We start from the raw sequence: 17,876 nt of genomic DNA, 5'->3' as shown, positions 1-17,876 counted from the left end.
TCTTAAAAGTAGGCTTGACTTGTTTTTTTTGTATAATCACCTCTCCGTATCACACGGGAATTTTACAAGATAAAGGATTTATAATGACTTTAAAACATCTTAAATATGCTCTATCTGCAGTATAATGTTTGCGGAATAGCTATTTTATTAAGTGGTTGTTTTGGTAATAAGCCAGAAGCTCCAAAACCAAAACCACCTTTTACACCTTCAACATTAGATGATAAAGCAAGAGGTATTACTATTACAAGCAGTAAGCCATATAATTGTAAAATTGTTGGTGAAAGTGAAGGTTATGAAGAAGTTGGTAATACTTCGGGTGCAACGAAACAAAAAATGCGACAAGGTGCAATTAATCAACTTAAAAACGAATCTGTCTATGCTATTAAAGAGGGTCAGAAAGTAATGATTGCAATTGCAAAAGAAGAAATGAAATGTCGCATAAAAACAGAAGTGCCAAGCGAAACAAATAAGAAAAAAATGGAAACAAAGATTTCTGAAGTAGACTGCACAACATGGGACCCAATTCCAGCTAATGCGGATATAATTTCATATAGAATCTATGGCGATCTGTATGACTGCGGACAAAAATAGCTTTTGTAAAAAATAGCATTATAGCTATTATCGTGTAAGAATTTTTTAAAATATAAGGGGAATTCTTACTCTTTCACAGTATGTACTTTCCAATATTTTACTCTAAAATTCATCATATCATGAGAGTTAAATAACATTCATATATAGAATATATTCATAAATAGAAAGACACTAAACTCTTCTCTATATCTTTTTAGAAAGGTTCAATATTAGTTATCCTAAAACTTCTTGACAACGATGACAAAGACTATCTTGATTATTAGCCTTAAACTGCCAACAACGAGGACATTTATGATTATTTGATTTATATACAATGAAAGTATTTTCATCGATACATAAATTAAAGAATAAATCATTGGAATCAAATGAATTTGTATCACCAACTTTACATACACTTACCATCAAAAAATCTTCTATTAATTTTACATGATTCTTAAAATTTTCAGGAATTACCAATTCTAACTCAAGACTTGATTTAATAACTTTTTCTTTTTTAAGCCTATCAATATTTTCGTTAAACAATCTTCGTAACTCTAAAAATATTACAAAGTCATTGAGCTGAATATTATAAGATTCTAAATTTGGAAAATCAATTTTCTGTAACTCAAAAACATTTTTTGCGTTTCCTTTTATCGTTTCATTGGCATACTCTATAGCTTCATCAATTGTGTAAGTGAGAAATGGTGCAAGAATATGCAAGATTCTATTTGCAATGAGTGCAAAGACACTTTGTATTGCAATGCGTTTGGGTGAAACAAGACTATCACAATAGAGGCTATCCTTACAAATGTCAAGATAGATTCCGCTCAAAGTTGCTGTGATAAAGCTATTGAGAATCTGAAAACCTTTTGAAAAATCATAATCACCAAAAAGCCTATCAATTTCCCTAAATACCTTTTGTGCCTCATGCAATACCCATATATCAATCATGCTTAAATGTTCAAAATCAAGCTTCTGTAAGCCTTGTGTGTTTGCAAGTAAAAAGCGAATGGTGTTACGAATCTTTAAGTAATTTTCGCTCACTTGTTTAAGAATATTTTGTGAAATCTGCACATCATTTTTATAATCACTTAAAGCTACCCATAAACGCAGGATTTCGCTACCATATTCTGTAATAATCTTATTTGGAGCAAGGACATTTCCTTTACTTTTAGCCATTTTCTCGCTTTTATCATCAATAGTGAATCCATGTGTTACAATACTATGAAATGGAGCTTTTTTATTAATAGCACAACTTACCAAAAGAGAACTTTGGAACCAACCTCTATGTTGGTCGCTTCCTTCTAAATACATAGAGCTTGGATAATATCCTGCGTTATAATCTTTAGATTCTAAAACCGCAAACCAAGTGCTACCACTATCAAACCACACATCTAAAATATGCATATTCTTTGTGTAATTTTGTGCTTTATTTTTATAAAATTGTGGTAATAAATCTTCTATTTCTTTCTCCCACCATATATCACAACCATGTTTTTCAAATAAATCAGCAATGTGTGTCGTAACCACAGAATCTAGCAAAGGTTCTCCACTCTCTTTATCAAGAAAGAAAGCAATAGGCACACCCCAATCTCTTTGTCTTGAGATACACCAATCAGGACGATTTTGAACCATTGTTTTAATTCTATTGATTCCATTTTCAGGATAAAATCTTGTCTTTTCAATCTCTTCTAAAGCTACCTCACGCAATGTTTTATTGTCATGATATGGCTTATCCATAAGAATAAACCATTGTTTTGTTGCACGAAATATAACAGGTTTATTTGTCCGCCAACAATGTGGATAAGAATGCGTAATTTCTTCGTGATAAAGTAAAGCTTTCACATCTTTAAGAATCTCTATAATTCTTTTTTGTGCCTTAAAGATATGCATACCAACAAATTCTGTTACTATTTCTTGTGGAAAAAGCCCTTGCTTCACAAGACTATCATCAAATAATCCAGCATCATCAACAGGCATAATTACTGGCAGATTATATTTTAAACATGCAAAATAATCATCTTCACCGTGTCCGGGTGCATTATGCACCATTCCTGTGCCATCTTCCATACTCACATATTCTGCAAGAATAAGTAAAGATTCTCTGTTATTGAGTGGATTAATCGCTTTGAGATGTTCAAAGGATTCCGCTTTGATTGTCGTAAGAATTTCACCTTGTATAAGCCCCCTATTTTTAAGGGATTCATAAAGTCTTTGTGCCACAATTGCACCATTTGATGTAAGCACATATTGTTCTTTTGGCTTCAATGCTATGGCTACATTGCTAGGAAGTGTCCATGGTGTTGTTGTCCATATAACCATAAAAGGAGAATGCGTTGTTTGATAAGATTCTAATTGCAAGGCTTTTAAAGCATCTCCATGTAATTTAAATTGAACAAAAATAGAATCTGACTTTTTATCTTTATATTCAACTTCAGCTTCTGCTAAAGCACTTTTTGCTGCCCAACTCCAAAAGATTGGTTTACTTCTTTGTGTAAGGATTCCATTTTCTGCAATTCTTACCAAAGCACGATAAATATTAGCTTCAAATGTATATTTCATTGTTTTATATGGATTATCAAAATCGCCAATAACACCCATTGCCAAAAATTCATCTTTTTGAATAGAAACAAATTTTTCTGCATGTTCGCGACAGGCTTGACGCGTTTGTAATGTTGTTGGAGTAATATTTTGTGCCTCAAATGTACTTGATACTTGTTGTTCTATTGGCAAACCATGACAATCCCACCCGGGCGTATAAAATACTTGTTTCCCAGTAAAATAATGATATTTGATAATAAAATCTTTTAGAATCTTATTGAGTGCATGTCCTACATGTAAATGCCCATTAGCATAAGGTGGTCCATCATGCAGAGTAAATTGCATATTGTAAGCATTGGCATTGTGAGATTCTGTATTTCTTTTTTTACTCATTTGCATGTAAGCAAAATCTTTCCATGCTTTATATCTTGGAGGTTCTTTTTGTGGGAGATTACCTTTCATTGGGAAATTTGTCTGTGGTAAGATAAGTGTTTTTTTATAATCCTTTTCCATAATTTTCCTTATAAGAAGTTATATAAATTATTTCAAATACTCTTTCAACTTATTTTGCTGATTAAAGCGTATTTTAACGAAAAAAATACATAAAATATGCAATATATAATCCAAAATTTTATTTTTCGTAATCACCATGACATATATTTAGAGATTTAAAGTAAATTTTATTTTTAATCGCTTAATTCTTTTGATAAAATTACTTTTACAGAAAAATGCAGCGGGACAATTTGATGAAAGTTTATAGACTATTTTTTTTAATATGTTCTTGTTATTATTCTTTTGGAATGGATTCTGATACCTTAGATGAGACAAAAAGAAAGAAAGCGATTGTAGAGTGTGCGAATTTTCATTTAGAATCTTGTGAATTTTTGTTGAATAGTGGGATTCCAAGTGTGCAACAATGTAATGTTAGAACCGAGTGTGAATTTAGCGGTTGGCTCTATGCACAAGTGCAAAATTACACCCAATCTCTCCCATATTTACAAAAAGCCTGCAATAATAATCATATTGAGGGGTGCAATAAATTAGGTTTTAGTTATCAGCGATTAAATAATTACAAAAAAGCAAAAAAATATTATAAACTTGCATGTGAAAGAAATAATATGGGGGGTTGTTTTAATCTCGCTATGCTCTACTATGATGGTTTAGGTGTGCGGCATAGTTATGAAATGGCAAATATTTTATATAAAAAAGTTTGCGAAAAGCATGAGGGGATTGGTTGCTTACATTTAGGTTTAGCGTATTACAATGGGAATGGTGTTTTTAAAAATAGAGAAACTGCGACAAGATATTTACAAAAAGCCTGTGAGTTAGGGAATAATCAAGCTTGTAACCTTCATGATGAATATACTTATGAAAAAGATGTATCACAAGACGAAGAGCTACATAAAGAGCAAGCCACAGAATAGTTTGGTATAGAATAACACCTTATTATATTTTATTTTTTACATAGAGGTAAAACTTTATTCCTTATAAAAATAAATTTATTTATTAAGTTTTCATAACTTTCTTGATATAATTTAACAAAATAGCTTTTGCTACAAAAATATAAAATATGAATATACAAGGAGGTAAGATGCAAGTTGTTGTAATTGGTAGCGGTTATGTCGGGTTGGTGGCTGGAGTGTGTTTCGCACAGATGGGGAATCGCGTCATCTGTCTTGATGTCGATACCAAAAAGATAGACAATCTCAAAAAGGGAATAATCCCCATATACGAACCCGGCTTAGAATCTATGGTGCTAGACAACACAAAGGCGAAAAATCTTGCTTTTACCACCGACAAGGCGGTAGCATTACGCGAAGCTGAAGTGATATTCATCGCCGTTGGCACACCTATGGGCGATGATGGGAGTGCGGATTTACGCTATGTCGAAGCGGTAGCAAAGGACATTGGTGAGTATATCGAGCGAGAATATGTCGTAGTTGTCGATAAGTCCACCGTGCCTGTGGGGAGTGCGCAAAAAGTGCGAGAGATGATAGAATCTAGCCTCACCAAACGCGATATAATCGGATTGCGTGGAGATGATGTGGAGCGAGATTCTAAAGATTCTCAAAAGATAGAATCTCACTTGCCACATAAACGCAAAATCGCCTTTGATGTGGTGAGCAATCCGGAGTTTCTCAAAGAGGGCGTGGCGATAAAGGACTTTATGAGTCCTGATAGAGTGGTGATAGGCACAGATTCTAAACGCGCCCTTGAGGCGATGAAGGCATTATACGCACCATTTTTGCTTAAAACCGATAGGCTCATACCTATGGGGATAGAATCTGCGGAGATGACAAAATACGCAGCAAACGCAATGCTTGCAACAAAGATTAGCTTTATCAATGAGATGAGTAGAATTTGCGAATGCGTGGGGGCAAATATCAATGATGTGCGACTAGGCATTGGTGCGGATTCTCGGATTGGATATAGCTTCATCTATCCGGGCTGTGGCTATGGCGGGAGTTGCTTCCCTAAAGATGTGCGAGCATTGGAAAAAACCGCACGCGATTGTGGCTATGAAGCAAAAATCCTCAATGCTGTGCAAAATGTGAATGAAGCACAAAAAATGCTTTTGGTAGAAAAAATTGTAAGGCGATTTGGAGACAATCTAAGTGGCAAAAGTTTTGCAATATGGGGACTTAGCTTCAAGCCAGAAACAGATGATATGCGTGAGGCAAGCTCTCTTGTGCTTATTCGTGAGATTATCAAACGCGGTGGTAAAGTCAATGCCTATGACCCAAAGGCAAGTGAACAGGCTCGATTCTATCTAGCGGATTGTTTAGAATCTATAAGCCTCAAAGAGAGCAAATATGCCACACTCAAAGGTGCAGAGGCACTTATCATCGTTACTGAATGGCGTGAGTTTAGAAGTCCTGATTTTGATGAAATCGCTAAAAGTTTAAATGCCCCCATAATCTTTGATGGGCGCAATATCTATCAACATCACAATCTCCAATCTAAAGGCTTTGAATACTATCAAATTGGCGTGAGGGAATGAAGAAATAAATAAAAATGTTTATGGAATCTTATATCCAACAAGATTCCATATAATAGAATCTTGTTGCAAAATTGTGCTATATTGAATATTTTAAGAATCTCTCATAGCTCTTGCTATAAGTTCTTTGCTGTTTAAATAATAATTAAAACAATATTATTTCCATTTGGTGTCCCACCGCCACCACCAGATGGATTACCTGTTGTGTTTAAGTAATTTTGGATTTAGATTTAATTTCCCTATTTTTACCCCTTTTAATACAATCAAAACAAGGAAATTCAATCTCTCTATAAGATATTTAGTTCCCTTAACAAGAATTTAAAACTTTATACATTTTTTGTGATAGTTCTATCCAAATGCTTACTTATATACTCTTGTCAGCTAAGCTTAAACAGGCAAGATAAAGAAATAGATTATATAATACCCAACAAACTTACCCCTAAGTCATTTCTCCTTTACCACCCAATAATATTGCCTTTCTAGAGAATTTATAATTTGGAGATATTTAGTGAGTTTTTATACATGATTCAAATTGACAACAATTGAATAACTCACATGGGTTGATTTTAAATTGCAACATCTTAGCACTTTCTCTACCTCCATTACCCCCTTTTCTCTGCATTGTAATTTTACCAATTTTTAAACTCCCATGAGGAGAAAAAGCTACTTTTCCATCATAAAAATTTATTACTTCATTGATTGATTTTAAAATCCACTTAAGATTGTTATCCTTAATCTTTAAAATTACTAAAAACCACTCACTAGCAAACTGTCCTCTACCTTTTAGAATATCATTGAGTATCATAGTTTTATTTTCTGTAAAAAATTGTAAAATTTTATTTTGTTCTATTTGGCTAAATTCATTAAAAAACATTCTTCGCTTATCTCTTGGATTAAGAATCTTTGGGCAATTTTCACCTACAAAATATCGTAAAATCTCTAAAATATCATCAGGAATTTTCCATAATTCTACATAAGATTTTAAATATCGTTTATCAATTTGATTAAAACCTTGTGGATTTGATACAAGCTTCACTTGAATATTTTGGACATCTTGAAGCTTCTTAAGTTTTACAGCTACATTCACTACAACTTGTATATCTGCTTTGAAACTTCCTTTTATTTTTTCTGCTTTTACACTCTCAATTTCTTTTAAATTATAGCCCATAGATTCTAGCCATTCTTTTGCTAAATTATTATTTTCCCAATCATTAAAAGTATTGATTACAAAATTTTCATTTCTAAAACCATCTTTAGCGGTTTTTGAACCAAGTTCTACCTTATCCATTAGACACATCTTTTTTAGTTATCATTTTTAAAATATTACTCGCAATATCTTCTATCACATTTACACTCATAGCATTTCCGGCTTGTCTTAAAATATCACTTGTTTTAAGACTTTTAATTTTATTTTGTAAATTTGGTAATTTATTAAATCCCTGCAATGCTAAAGCCTCTAAAGCACTTAACTTATAAAGAACCCCATTAAACACATAAAGCAAACCTTGCCTATCTCTTCTTAGCGTTGGAATTTTATTTTTATAGATTCTTAAATCACTTTGCCTCGTATCAATGATTAAAAAATCATATTTTAAGAGTTCATCTAAATTAATTCGATTAATATTATATTTATTATTAATATATTTTAAAAAAGTCTTATAAGATTCTACATTATTATCAAATATATTTTCATTGCTTGGATTTAAAAAATCTTTTATTTGTATCTTAGAATCTTGAAAAATTTTTGTTTCGAAAGAGAATTTAATTCCCAAATCTTTTCTTATTCCAACAAAATATACTCTTTCTCTACTCTGTGGTAAATCAAAATCTAAAGTATTTAAGAGTTGATAGGAGATATTATAGCCACAAGATTCTAATAATTCTAATATTATTTTGAGCGTTTTACCTTTATTGTGATTGATTAAGCCTTTGACATTTTCGAGGATAAAATAACTTGGTTGCTTAATTGCTAGGATCTTGCTTAAATAAAAAATTATTTGTCCTTTATCCAAATTCTCTAGCCCCTCTCTTTTACCCACAATACTAAAAGTTTGACAAGGGAATCCAGAAATAAGCAAATCAAAATCAGGTAAATTATATGGATTAATATTTGTCAAGTCCCCTAATTCTAGCTCATTGGTTGTGTCAAAAAAGCTTTTATAAGTCTTAATTGCTTCTTTGTCAATCTCGCTAAACCCAAGACATTGAAAGCCATTGAGTTCTAATCCTAGTCGCCCACCACCAATGCCACTACAAAAATCTATAAAAGTCAAGTTGAGATCCCTAAAATCAAAATTGTAATCAATAATTATGTATTATATCGCGTTTTTTCTTGAGTTTGAAAGAAATGAGGGAATTATAAAGTATTGACACAATAAATTTGTATAGCAACCACACAACAAAAAGATAAAATAAACACCCCTAGAAAACAAAGAAATACAAAAATTTGGAAAATATTTTAGAGACAATGAGAAGAAGATTATAAATCAAGTCCCCAAAACTATTATAGAATCTTTGACATTTTGCTTGCAAATATGAATAATGTCGATATTGTGCAAGAAAATATTAATAATTTTACACCTCCTGCTTTTTGCCACAGACCTCAATGAAGTAAGATTTATCAAAAAGCTTCTTACCAAGGTGCAAAAAACACCATAAAATAGCGATGGTAAAACATCTTATGAGTATGTAAAAATTCATCATAATATTGAGCTGATAAGATTATTGTGTTAAGGAATAAAAGATTGTGTTTTCCTGATGTATGTATAGAATACTAAAACTTCAATTCTCAAATTATTATCATATAGATTATCTAAAAATCTTTAAATATTTCACTATTAATTAAAATTGTTGATTTTCTAAATATTCTATCCTTGCAACATTCGTAGCTATCCCATATCGTGCGGTTACCAATGAGCCTTTTGCATTTGTGAGCAAAAGTTCTGCATTAAGAAGTTCAATATAATTTGCAATATTTTGTTTATAACGATTGCTCACAATGCGATAATTTTCTTCGGCTTGAGTAAGTGCGAGTTTTGCATAGTTAAGCTGATCTTTTGCAACACTAAGACTATTTAGGAGATTTTGAACTTCAGTTTCAATATCTTTGCGTAAATCGATAATTTGTGAATTGAGTGCGAGAGCATTTATCTTTACACTTTGGGAATCAAAGAATGCTGAATAACTATCAAAAAGATTCCAAGTCGCGTCAATACGGACTTGTGATTGCAAACCCGTATTAATCAATGAAGTATTCGCTCCTGTGAGATACCAATATTTCGAAGCATTAAAATTAAGTTGTGGATAGTATTTTGCTTGAGCTATCTTTTTATCAAAATTATTTTGCTCCATTATAAGACGAAGAGTTTGCATTTGTGGGTTATTTTGATATATTCTTTCTAAAAGTTGATTTTTATCATAACTGATACTTTCTTGCACTAATACTTCCTCCATAGATTCAGCCACGATTAATTGCCCACTTAGCTTTTGTAAAATATCAAGATTATAATTGAGATCTAATTGCACTTGTGTAAGTTGAATCTTTGCATTTGCTAAATTTACCTCAACACTTAAAGCAGCACTTTTATCGCTGATTCCATGCATGTAAAATTGTGTTGCCTGATTGAGTTGTGTCTCTAAAAGTCTTATAGAATCTTGTGCAATTTTAAGAGCTTGTTTATTTTCAAGGATTTTAATATAAGTAAGCTTTGTATTTAGCACAATATCATTGCGATTAGAATCAAGATTATTTTCTTGCATTTTGATATTTGTTTTTGATTTTTTAAAAGTATAAAAATCTTGCATACCATTAAAAAGATTCATTTGCCCTGTAATATTGAGAGTATTAGAGGAATATGATGGGCGATTTTGTGGTGCACGATAATTGTAAGTATAGCCCGCACTTACGCTCGGAATAAAAAGAGAATATTGACTTTTGTGAGTCGATTTACTTGATTCTAAAAGATAATGTTTATTCTGTAATTGATAGTCATTTTTTAATGCTAAAGTGATAACCTCACTTAATGTTATTGCATACGAATGGAGAGGAAAAATAAAAGAAAATAACAAAAAAAAATAGCTTCTTTTTAAATATTTAATATAGAAGAAAAATCTCTGCATATTTGTCCAATTCAAAAAATATCCGAGATTATACCAAAAAAATATAGATTTCTTATTTATATTGAAAATGATAATTTTTTATTTTTAAATATAGACTAAAAATTATTGCATATACAATAATCTTGCGTATAACTTTCTATTTTTGACAAGAATACATACTTACAAGACTATTATGTAATTATTAAGATTATAGAAAGAATAAATATTAGAAAATTTTTAAATTTTTAAGAAAAGTAGCTAATTAGCACGCGTAACACCAGATTTAATTGGAACAAATTCACAGGTTTCTAATATCTCACTTGTCGTAAGATTATTACCATCTTTTATAAAACGCATAATGACTTGTTTGCCATGATGATAAATTGGAGCAACTAATACACCTTTGTTATTAAGCTGATTAATAAGAACTTGAGGAATATTTTCTGCACATGCTGATAGTAGGATTCTATCATAAGGAGCAAATGCATTCCAACCATTCATACCATCATCAAGTTTAATGTTAATATTCATAATTCGTAATTCAGCAATGCGTTTCCGTGCCTCAAGCCATAAAGATTCTATACGTTCGATACTAAACACACGGCGGATTAAATGTGATAGAACAACAGCTTGATATCCACTACCTAAACCAATTTCTAATACACTATCTGGTTCTACAACAGAATCTTTAAGGTCATAAGCCATAAGATATGAAGTCATTTTTGCTACAGTGAGCGGGGAGCTAATCCATTGTTCATCGCTCATTGGCAAGGCATTTAAGTGAAACGCAGAATGTTTCATGGCATTTGGTACAAAAAACTCTCTATCTGTTTTACGCAATGCTTCAATAATTGAACTATCAAAGCTATCTTGTATTTCTTTTAACATTTGCATGTTTTTAATTTCATGAAGTTGCATTAATGTGAAATTCCCGTATTAATATAAGTTCGCATTTTTTCTACCTCGCTTAAATCGACTTGTGCTTCGATAATATCTTTAGAATCATTTTTATAAACAATTCCATAGGGAGTAATTATGCAACTTCCTTTTGCGTAATCATGACCAGCACAAGAACTTGCAATAACAAAACTTTGATTTACAATAGCAAGTGCACGTGTAAGTGTCTGAAAATGCACCTTGCGCGTTTTACCCCATGCAGCTGGAATAAAAATCACTTGTGCTCCTTGAATTTTTTGCCATAATTCTATAAATCGTATTTCAAAGCAATTTAAAACCGCACATGAAACACCATCAATATCAAAGATTTGAATATCTTCAATTTTTCCTGCTTTAAAATGTAAATGTTCATTACCAATGGGAAACAACTTTACCTTTTGTTGTGTATATTTTATGCAACCTTTATGAAAAATCTTGAAACGATTAACATAGCTTGGTCCAATCTTTTCAATCATCGTGATTCCAATAGTTTTCTTGAGACTTATTTCTTGCAATTTGCGAGTAGCTATAACACTAAATTCATGTGCTTCCTGCATTTTTTGATAGGCAAAGCCCGTTAAGAATACTTCACTTGCAAGGATAAAAGAATTATCTTTGCAAAGAGAAATTTTCTCTTCTAGTTTTTGAAGGTTTTGTTCCCATATTGCACTTGTTTTAAGTTGTAAGCTATAAAAAGTTTTAAAATCCATCAAAATTTAGACCCCCTTTTGAGTAGTTTGTAACTTTTGCTTCAAAAAAGTTCGTGCGTTGATCATTGAATTTTGCATAATCTTCTACCCATTGTATTGGGTGTTTTTTTCGATAGATTGCTGGGAGATTCACTGCTTTTAATCGTTTGTCTGCCAAATATTCAATATAATCACGAATAATTTGCGATGTAAGTCCCAGAATCTGTCCTTGTGTAATATATTCTCCCCAGCTTGATTCTATATCCACAGCTTGCCGGAACATTTCAATCACTTCTTCTTGTAATTGTGCTGTAAATAAATCAGGTCTTTCTTTCTGCAAAGTAACAATCATGTTTTGAAAAATATTTAAATGTGTGATTTCATCTCGTTGTATAAAACGTATCATTTGTGCACTGCTTAACATTTTCCCACTTTTTGCAAGAGTGTAAAAAAAACTAAAACCACTATAAAAATAAATACCCTCTAAAATTTGATTGGCATACATAGCCTTTATAAGATTTGTCTCTGTGGGAGATCGTGCAAGATCGATATATACATTTGCTATATAATCATTTTTTTCTTTTAAATGTTTATCTTTTCGCCACATATTATAAATCTCTTCAGTATTCGCAGAAATAGAATCAACCATAACAGCATAACTTTGTGCATGTAAAGATTCTTCATAGGCTTGACGGACAAGTAAGAGGTTGATTTCTGTGCAAGTAATATATGGATTAATATTATCAGTAAGATTATTTGTCTGCAATGAATCCATAAAAATGAGTTGTGCTAATGCTCTATCATACCCTTCTTTTTCTTGAGGAGTTAGAATAATATAATCGCGTTTATCTTGATTCATATTAACCTCTTCTGGGAACCAAGTATTTGATAACATAATCTTCCATAAATTATAAGCCCATGTATATTTTATATTATTGAGTTCAAACATTGCAGTTGGATTTCCCCCAAAAATACGTCTTTCATTCACACTCTCATTTGAGAGAGGATTATATATTTCTTTTCTTAGAATTTGTTTATCATGCATAAATATATCCTTTCAATAGTTCAAAATCATATAAATAAAGTTCCATTCCAGAATCTTATTTATGTGATTTTGAATATACATTTTATTGGAGCAAAATATATATTCATAAATTCAGATTAGGTTTTAATCTCTATTAACTTTCTTAATTTGAAGTAGTAATTATTTACTCAGTTGCAGATTTTGAGAAAACACTTTTCAATCAATAAAAACGCTATTATTGTTTAATTGTAAAAATATAATTATAGTGATTCAATGTTAAAACTTTTCTTAAAAAAGAATAAAAGATCACATTGATTTATTTTATCCTTACTACCATATAATAATACTCCCAACAATTAAAAATTTTTATTCTATCTGTAAAAATCTTAATGCTTAAAATATTGCAATCAAGTTTTTATATGAATAATGAATTTACGCTTTCATTGTGATAAATTCTACGAACAACTTCTGCAAATAATGGTGCAACCGATAGAATCTTAATTTTTGAGCTACTATCTTTAAGCGGGATAGAATTACTTAATATGACTTCATCAAGCACACTTTCATCAATACGTTTATATGCTTGACCACTTAAAACAGGATGTGTTCCCACTGCCATAACACTACTTGCACCATGTTCCTTTAAAACTTGTGCAGCCTTACACATAGTCCCAGCAGTATCAATCATATCATCAATAAGAATGACATCTTTCCCACGCACATCACCAATAATGTTCATTACCTCACTCACATTCGCTCTTTCCCGCTTTTTATCTACAATTACTAAATCAAGTCCTAATTGATTAGCGAAATATCGTGCTCGTGCCACACCACCAATATCTGGACTTGCTATAATAGGATTTGGTAGATTCTTATGACGCACATAATCTCTGAAAATAATTGCACCATAAAGGTTATCTACTGGCACATCGAAAAAGCCTTGAATTTGTCCAGCATGTAAATCCATCGTAATAATACGATGGATTCCTGCACTTTGCATCAAATTTGCCACAAGTTTTGCAGTAATAGGCACCCTTGGTGCTGCTTTTCTATCTTGCCTTGCATAACCAAAATATGGAATCACAGCATTAATAGAACTTGCACTGCTACGACGAAAAGCATCTGCCATGATAAGTAGCTCCATGAGATTGTCATTAGTTGGGGCACAGGTAGGTTGCACGATAAAAACATCTTTTCCACGCACAGATTCACTAATTTGAACATTTATTTCTCCATCACTAAAACGAGTTAATATCGCCTTTGACAAAGTGCAGTCAAGATGATGGGCTAATTCTCTACTAAATTCAGGATGGGCATTACCAGTAAATATCTTAAAACCTTTCATTACACTCCTTTTTTATAACATATATTCATAAGATGACATATTTTAGAAATACAGAACACATAGAAAGTAATATTTTGGTTAATTACATAATATTGTAAGCTTTTTTACAAGTTATAATTTACCCTTGAAAATACCTTCAACTCTAATCGTTTTAATCTTTATTGAAAAATGAAAACAATCTCCTTATTAATGTATGTCACATTTTATCCAATTATCAAAAATATTTTATGTATAGATATAAATTAAAAACGCCATGACAAACTTTTAATAATTTTAGAGATTACTACAAAACTATCTGTGTGTTCCTTATTGTATATTCAGAAAATATTACAATACTATTTGCTATGATGAACTCGTTGTATTTGAACCACCACCAAAAAATCCACTCTTTGCATTCGATGGTGCAGCAGTTGCCCTTGTAGTTGTGCTAGCAGGTCTATTGGTAGCCATATTTTGTGATCGTTGATAAGCTGATGGCGAACTATAACCGCGTTGTTGATTTGCCTTAAAGTTTGAATTATTAAAAAGTTTATTTCCAATATAGCTTCCGATTAACGCACCAGCAGCACTTGCAAGAATAGCACCTCCAATACCAAGACCACCACCGCTATCACTTGTAAGTGTGCTTGTTCCAGCATCAATTTTTTTTGCTTCTTCAGCAACAAGATTATCAACTTCTTCCTTACTTAGAATTCTTTTTTCGCCATTCAAATCTTTTACAATAATTGTCGTATCGCCATCGGGACTCGGTGTCTCACTAAGAATCTGATAACTTCCATCTGATTGTTCTTCAAGTGTAACAACAACACCCTGTTTTTTGCTCATTTCTTGGGCATTCGTTGTGTTGCCACTATCACAACCCAATAAACCCGTTATGAGTACAGCACTCATACCACCCAGTATAGCAATATCAGAAATTTTACGCAAATAATTTTTGTGTTTTATTTCATTTGATTCTTCTTGTTGCATTCTTTTTATCTTCTGCAAATTCTTCAACATATTTATATCCTCGACTTTAAAATTCAAAATTATAAAAATAAATTAAGAAAAATTCTCTATTCCATGATTCTGATACAGAATATTTGAAATTGAAATTATAATATTACAATCATATACTATTTTCTATCAAAGAAAGAAAATATATGACTTTATTTATATTGCAAGGTGCTATTTATTTAATTCTTTTTCAATTTTTTCAATACATTCCCAAGTTTTCACAACCGAATCTGGATTAAGAGAAATTGAAGTGATTCCTTCTTTCACTAAAAATTCTGCTATTTCTGGATAGTCACTTGGAGCTTGTCCGCAAATACCACAATATTTATTATGTTTTTTACATGCTTGAATAGCTTGCCTAAACATTTCAAGCATAGCAGGATTTCGCTCGTCAAAAACATGGCTTACCAAATCCCCATCTCTATCAACACCCAAAGTAAGCTGTGTCAAATCATTCGAACCAATAGAATAACCATCAAACATAGATAAAAACTCATCAGCTAAAATAATATTTGAAGGTAGCTCACACATAACATAAATTTCTAAACCATTCTTGCCTTGTTCTAAACCATTCTTTCGCATAATCTCAAGCACTCTTTTTCCTTCTTCGGGAGTGCGTAAGAATGGAATCATAATCTTCATATTTGTTAAACCCATATCATCTCGCACCATCGCCAATGCCTGACACTCCCATTCAAATGCAGCACGATATTGTTCAGAATAATATCTACTTGCACCACGATACCCAAGCATTGGATTTTCTTCTTGTGGTTCATAATGCTCCCCAGAAATCATTCCGCGATATTCATTACTTTTAAAATCACTTGTCCGAACAATCACTGTATTTGGATAAAATGCGGCTGCTATCATACCCATTCCCTCGGCAATTTTTTTAATGAAAAAGTCCTTAGGACTATCATAACCATTTATAAGCTTTACGACCTCATCTTGATTATGTATTGTTTTATCATTTTGTAAATCTAGCAAGGCAAGTGGGTGTGCTACAATTTGGTGAAGAATAATATGTTCCATACGAGCTAATCCAACACCATTATTAGGGATAAAAGAAAAACCAAACGCTTTTGCTGGATCTCCAACATTCATATATATATTCGTCTTTGTTTTACCAAGATGATCCAAGGAAACCGTTTCAACATTATATTCATGGATACCTGCATACACAAGCCCTTCTTCTCCTTCAGCACAAGATACGGTTACTTCCATGCCTGTGTAAAGTCTCTCTGTAGCACCATTTGCTCCAACAATTGTTGGGACACCAATTTCTCGAGCAACAATTGCAGCATGACATGTGCGACCACCACGATTTGTAATAACTGCTGCAGCTTTTTTCATGACTGGCTCCCAATCTGGGTCAGTATTATCTGTAACAAGAATTTCACCTGCCTTAAAAGTGTTCATATGCTCTATGTCGTTAATAATCCTTACTTTTCCATTTCCTATCTTTGTGCCAATTGCCATACCTTTCAAGACAATTTCTCGTGGTGTTTCTGGTTCTAATTCTTTAAAATGGAATTTTTCAATTTTTGCACCACTTTTACTTCGTTGGCTTTGCACTGTTTCAGGGCGAGATTGAACGATAAATATGTCTCCACTCTGCCCATCTTTTGCCCATTCCATATCCATTGGGCGGTATTCTCCTGCCTCTTTTGTATAATGCTTCTCTATCAAAATAGCATATCTAGCAAGCGTTAAAACATCTTCATCAGTAATTGAAAAAGTTTCCATTTCATGATATGTTGTTTTTACATTCATCGTAGGTTTTTCACTTCCTGCTGGAGCATAAACCATTTTTACATCTTTTGTCCCCAATTTTCTTTTGATAATAGGTCTTTTACCCTGTTCTAAAGTTGGCTTAAATACATAAAATTCATCTGGATTCACAGTGCCACCAACAACATTTTCCCCGAGTCCCCAAGATGAAGTGATAAAAACAGCATCTCTAAAACCTGTTTCTGTATCAATACTAAACATAACACCAGCAGCACCCTTATCAGCACGAACCATTTTTTGCACCCCAACGCTAAGAGCGACTTTGAAATGATCAAAACCCTTACTAGAACGATAACTTGTTGCACGATGTGTAAAGAGAGACGCAAAGCAAGATTTAATATAATGCACCAATCTCTCTTTCCCTTTTACGCTAAGATAAGTATCTTGTTGTCCAGCAAAACTAGCATCTGGTAAATCTTCAGCAGTAGCTGAACTTCTTACAGCCACATCTGCCTCTTCCATTTGATAATACGCACTTAATTTATCATACGCATCAAAAATCTCTTGCTTTAAATCCGCCGGTAATGGTGTGCTAAAAATCAGCTTACGGATTTCACTACATCTATTGCGTAATACATCCATTTCTGTATAATCTACATCTTTTAAAAGATCTTTGATCCTTTGTTCAATACCGCCACTTCGCAAAAGATACCAATATGCTTCACTAGTAATAGCAAAACCATAAGGCACTTTAATACCAACTGCTTCTAATTCCTTAAACATTTCACCAATACTTGCGTTCTTACCGCCCACAAGCGGAACATCTTTATTATTGAGTTCCTCAAAGAATCTTATATACTTCATCGCGTTTTATCACTCCATTCTAAAAATTAAGGTTATAATATTGTAATGAAAAAATAAAGAAAATATTCAATAAATAAGCAAAAA

13 protein-coding genes are annotated in these 17,876 nt (G+C 32.3%); 3 read left to right on the top strand and 10 right to left on the bottom strand.

Features of this window, described 5'->3' with window-relative positions; translation table 11 throughout:
* Positions 1 to 105: 105 nt before the first annotated feature.
* Positions 106 to 591, top strand: a complete 486-nt coding sequence (locus CQA53_RS01120) for a hypothetical protein (RefSeq protein ID WP_115542162.1) — start codon at positions 106 to 108, stop codon at positions 589 to 591.
* A 213-nt stretch (positions 592 to 804) separates the two neighbouring features.
* Here CQA53_RS01120 and ileS read toward each other — a convergent pair whose 3' ends face one another.
* Positions 805 to 3,624 carry an isoleucine--tRNA ligase gene (gene ileS, locus CQA53_RS01115; protein ID WP_115542161.1) on the bottom strand — a complete coding sequence of 940 codons (2,820 nt, stop codon included), beginning with the start codon at positions 3,622 to 3,624 and terminating at the stop codon, positions 805 to 807.
* A 233-nt stretch (positions 3,625 to 3,857) separates the two neighbouring features.
* On the opposite strand from ileS, the gene CQA53_RS01110 reads away from it, so the two are divergent.
* Together CQA53_RS01110 and CQA53_RS01105 are read left to right on the top strand one after the other, a co-directional pair.
* Positions 3,858 to 4,535 (top strand): tetratricopeptide repeat protein, encoded by a 678-nt coding sequence (locus CQA53_RS01110; protein ID WP_115542160.1) that lies wholly within the window; start codon positions 3,858 to 3,860, stop codon positions 4,533 to 4,535.
* A gap of 167 nt (positions 4,536 to 4,702) precedes the next feature.
* Entirely contained in the window at positions 4,703 to 6,112 is a 1,410-nt protein-coding gene (locus tag CQA53_RS01105; RefSeq protein WP_115542159.1) for a UDP-glucose dehydrogenase family protein, read from the top strand.
* Positions 6,113 to 6,614: 502 nt separating this feature from the next.
* On the opposite strand, the gene CQA53_RS01100 is transcribed toward CQA53_RS01105, so the two are convergent.
* The 9 genes from CQA53_RS01100 to ppsA form a co-directional block, all read right to left on the bottom strand.
* A complete protein-coding gene (locus CQA53_RS01100) occupies positions 6,615 to 7,397 on the bottom strand; it encodes a PDDEXK family nuclease (protein WP_115542158.1) in 783 nt (260 codons plus the stop codon).
* Positions 7,390 to 8,382: a DNA (cytosine-5-)-methyltransferase gene (gene dcm / locus CQA53_RS01095; protein ID WP_115542157.1), complete on the bottom strand. Its 993-nt coding sequence runs from the start codon at positions 8,380 to 8,382 to the stop codon at positions 7,390 to 7,392. The genes CQA53_RS01100 and dcm overlap by 8 nt, the downstream gene beginning before the upstream one ends.
* 568 nt (positions 8,383 to 8,950) lie before the next feature.
* A complete protein-coding gene (locus tag CQA53_RS01090; protein ID WP_181882303.1) occupies positions 8,951 to 10,177 on the bottom strand; it encodes a TolC family protein in 1,227 nt (408 codons plus the stop codon).
* 288 nt (positions 10,178 to 10,465) lie between these two features.
* Positions 10,466 to 11,125, bottom strand: coding sequence for a protein-L-isoaspartate(D-aspartate) O-methyltransferase (locus CQA53_RS01085; protein WP_115542155.1), 660 nt, complete (start codon positions 11,123 to 11,125; stop codon positions 10,466 to 10,468).
* Positions 11,125 to 11,853 carry a carbon-nitrogen hydrolase family protein gene (locus CQA53_RS01080; protein ID WP_181882302.1) on the bottom strand — a complete coding sequence of 243 codons (729 nt, stop codon included), beginning with the start codon at positions 11,851 to 11,853 and terminating at the stop codon, positions 11,125 to 11,127. The genes CQA53_RS01085 and CQA53_RS01080 overlap by 1 nt, the downstream gene beginning before the upstream one ends.
* Positions 11,843 to 12,877, bottom strand: a complete 1,035-nt coding sequence (locus tag CQA53_RS01075) for a ribonucleotide-diphosphate reductase subunit beta (protein WP_115542153.1) — start codon at positions 12,875 to 12,877, stop codon at positions 11,843 to 11,845. Before CQA53_RS01075 ends, CQA53_RS01080 begins: the two co-directional genes overlap by 11 nt.
* A 394-nt stretch (positions 12,878 to 13,271) precedes the next feature.
* Positions 13,272 to 14,201 carry a ribose-phosphate pyrophosphokinase gene (locus CQA53_RS01070; protein WP_115542152.1) on the bottom strand — a complete coding sequence of 310 codons (930 nt, stop codon included), beginning with the start codon at positions 14,199 to 14,201 and terminating at the stop codon, positions 13,272 to 13,274.
* Positions 14,202 to 14,543: 342 nt separating this feature from the next.
* Positions 14,544 to 15,200: a UPF0323 family lipoprotein gene (locus tag CQA53_RS01065; RefSeq protein WP_245945559.1), complete on the bottom strand. Its 657-nt coding sequence runs from the start codon at positions 15,198 to 15,200 to the stop codon at positions 14,544 to 14,546.
* Between the two features lie 168 nt (positions 15,201 to 15,368).
* Positions 15,369 to 17,792, bottom strand: coding sequence for a pyruvate, water dikinase (ppsA, locus tag CQA53_RS01060; protein ID WP_115542151.1), 2,424 nt, complete (start codon positions 17,790 to 17,792; stop codon positions 15,369 to 15,371).
* Positions 17,793 to 17,876: the final 84 nt, after the last annotated feature.

The sequence above is a fragment of the Helicobacter didelphidarum genome (assembly GCF_003364195.1).
Classification (GTDB): Bacteria; Campylobacterota; Campylobacteria; order Campylobacterales; family Helicobacteraceae; genus Helicobacter_A; species Helicobacter_A didelphidarum.
This window is presented reverse-complemented; position numbering and strand designations above follow the sequence as displayed.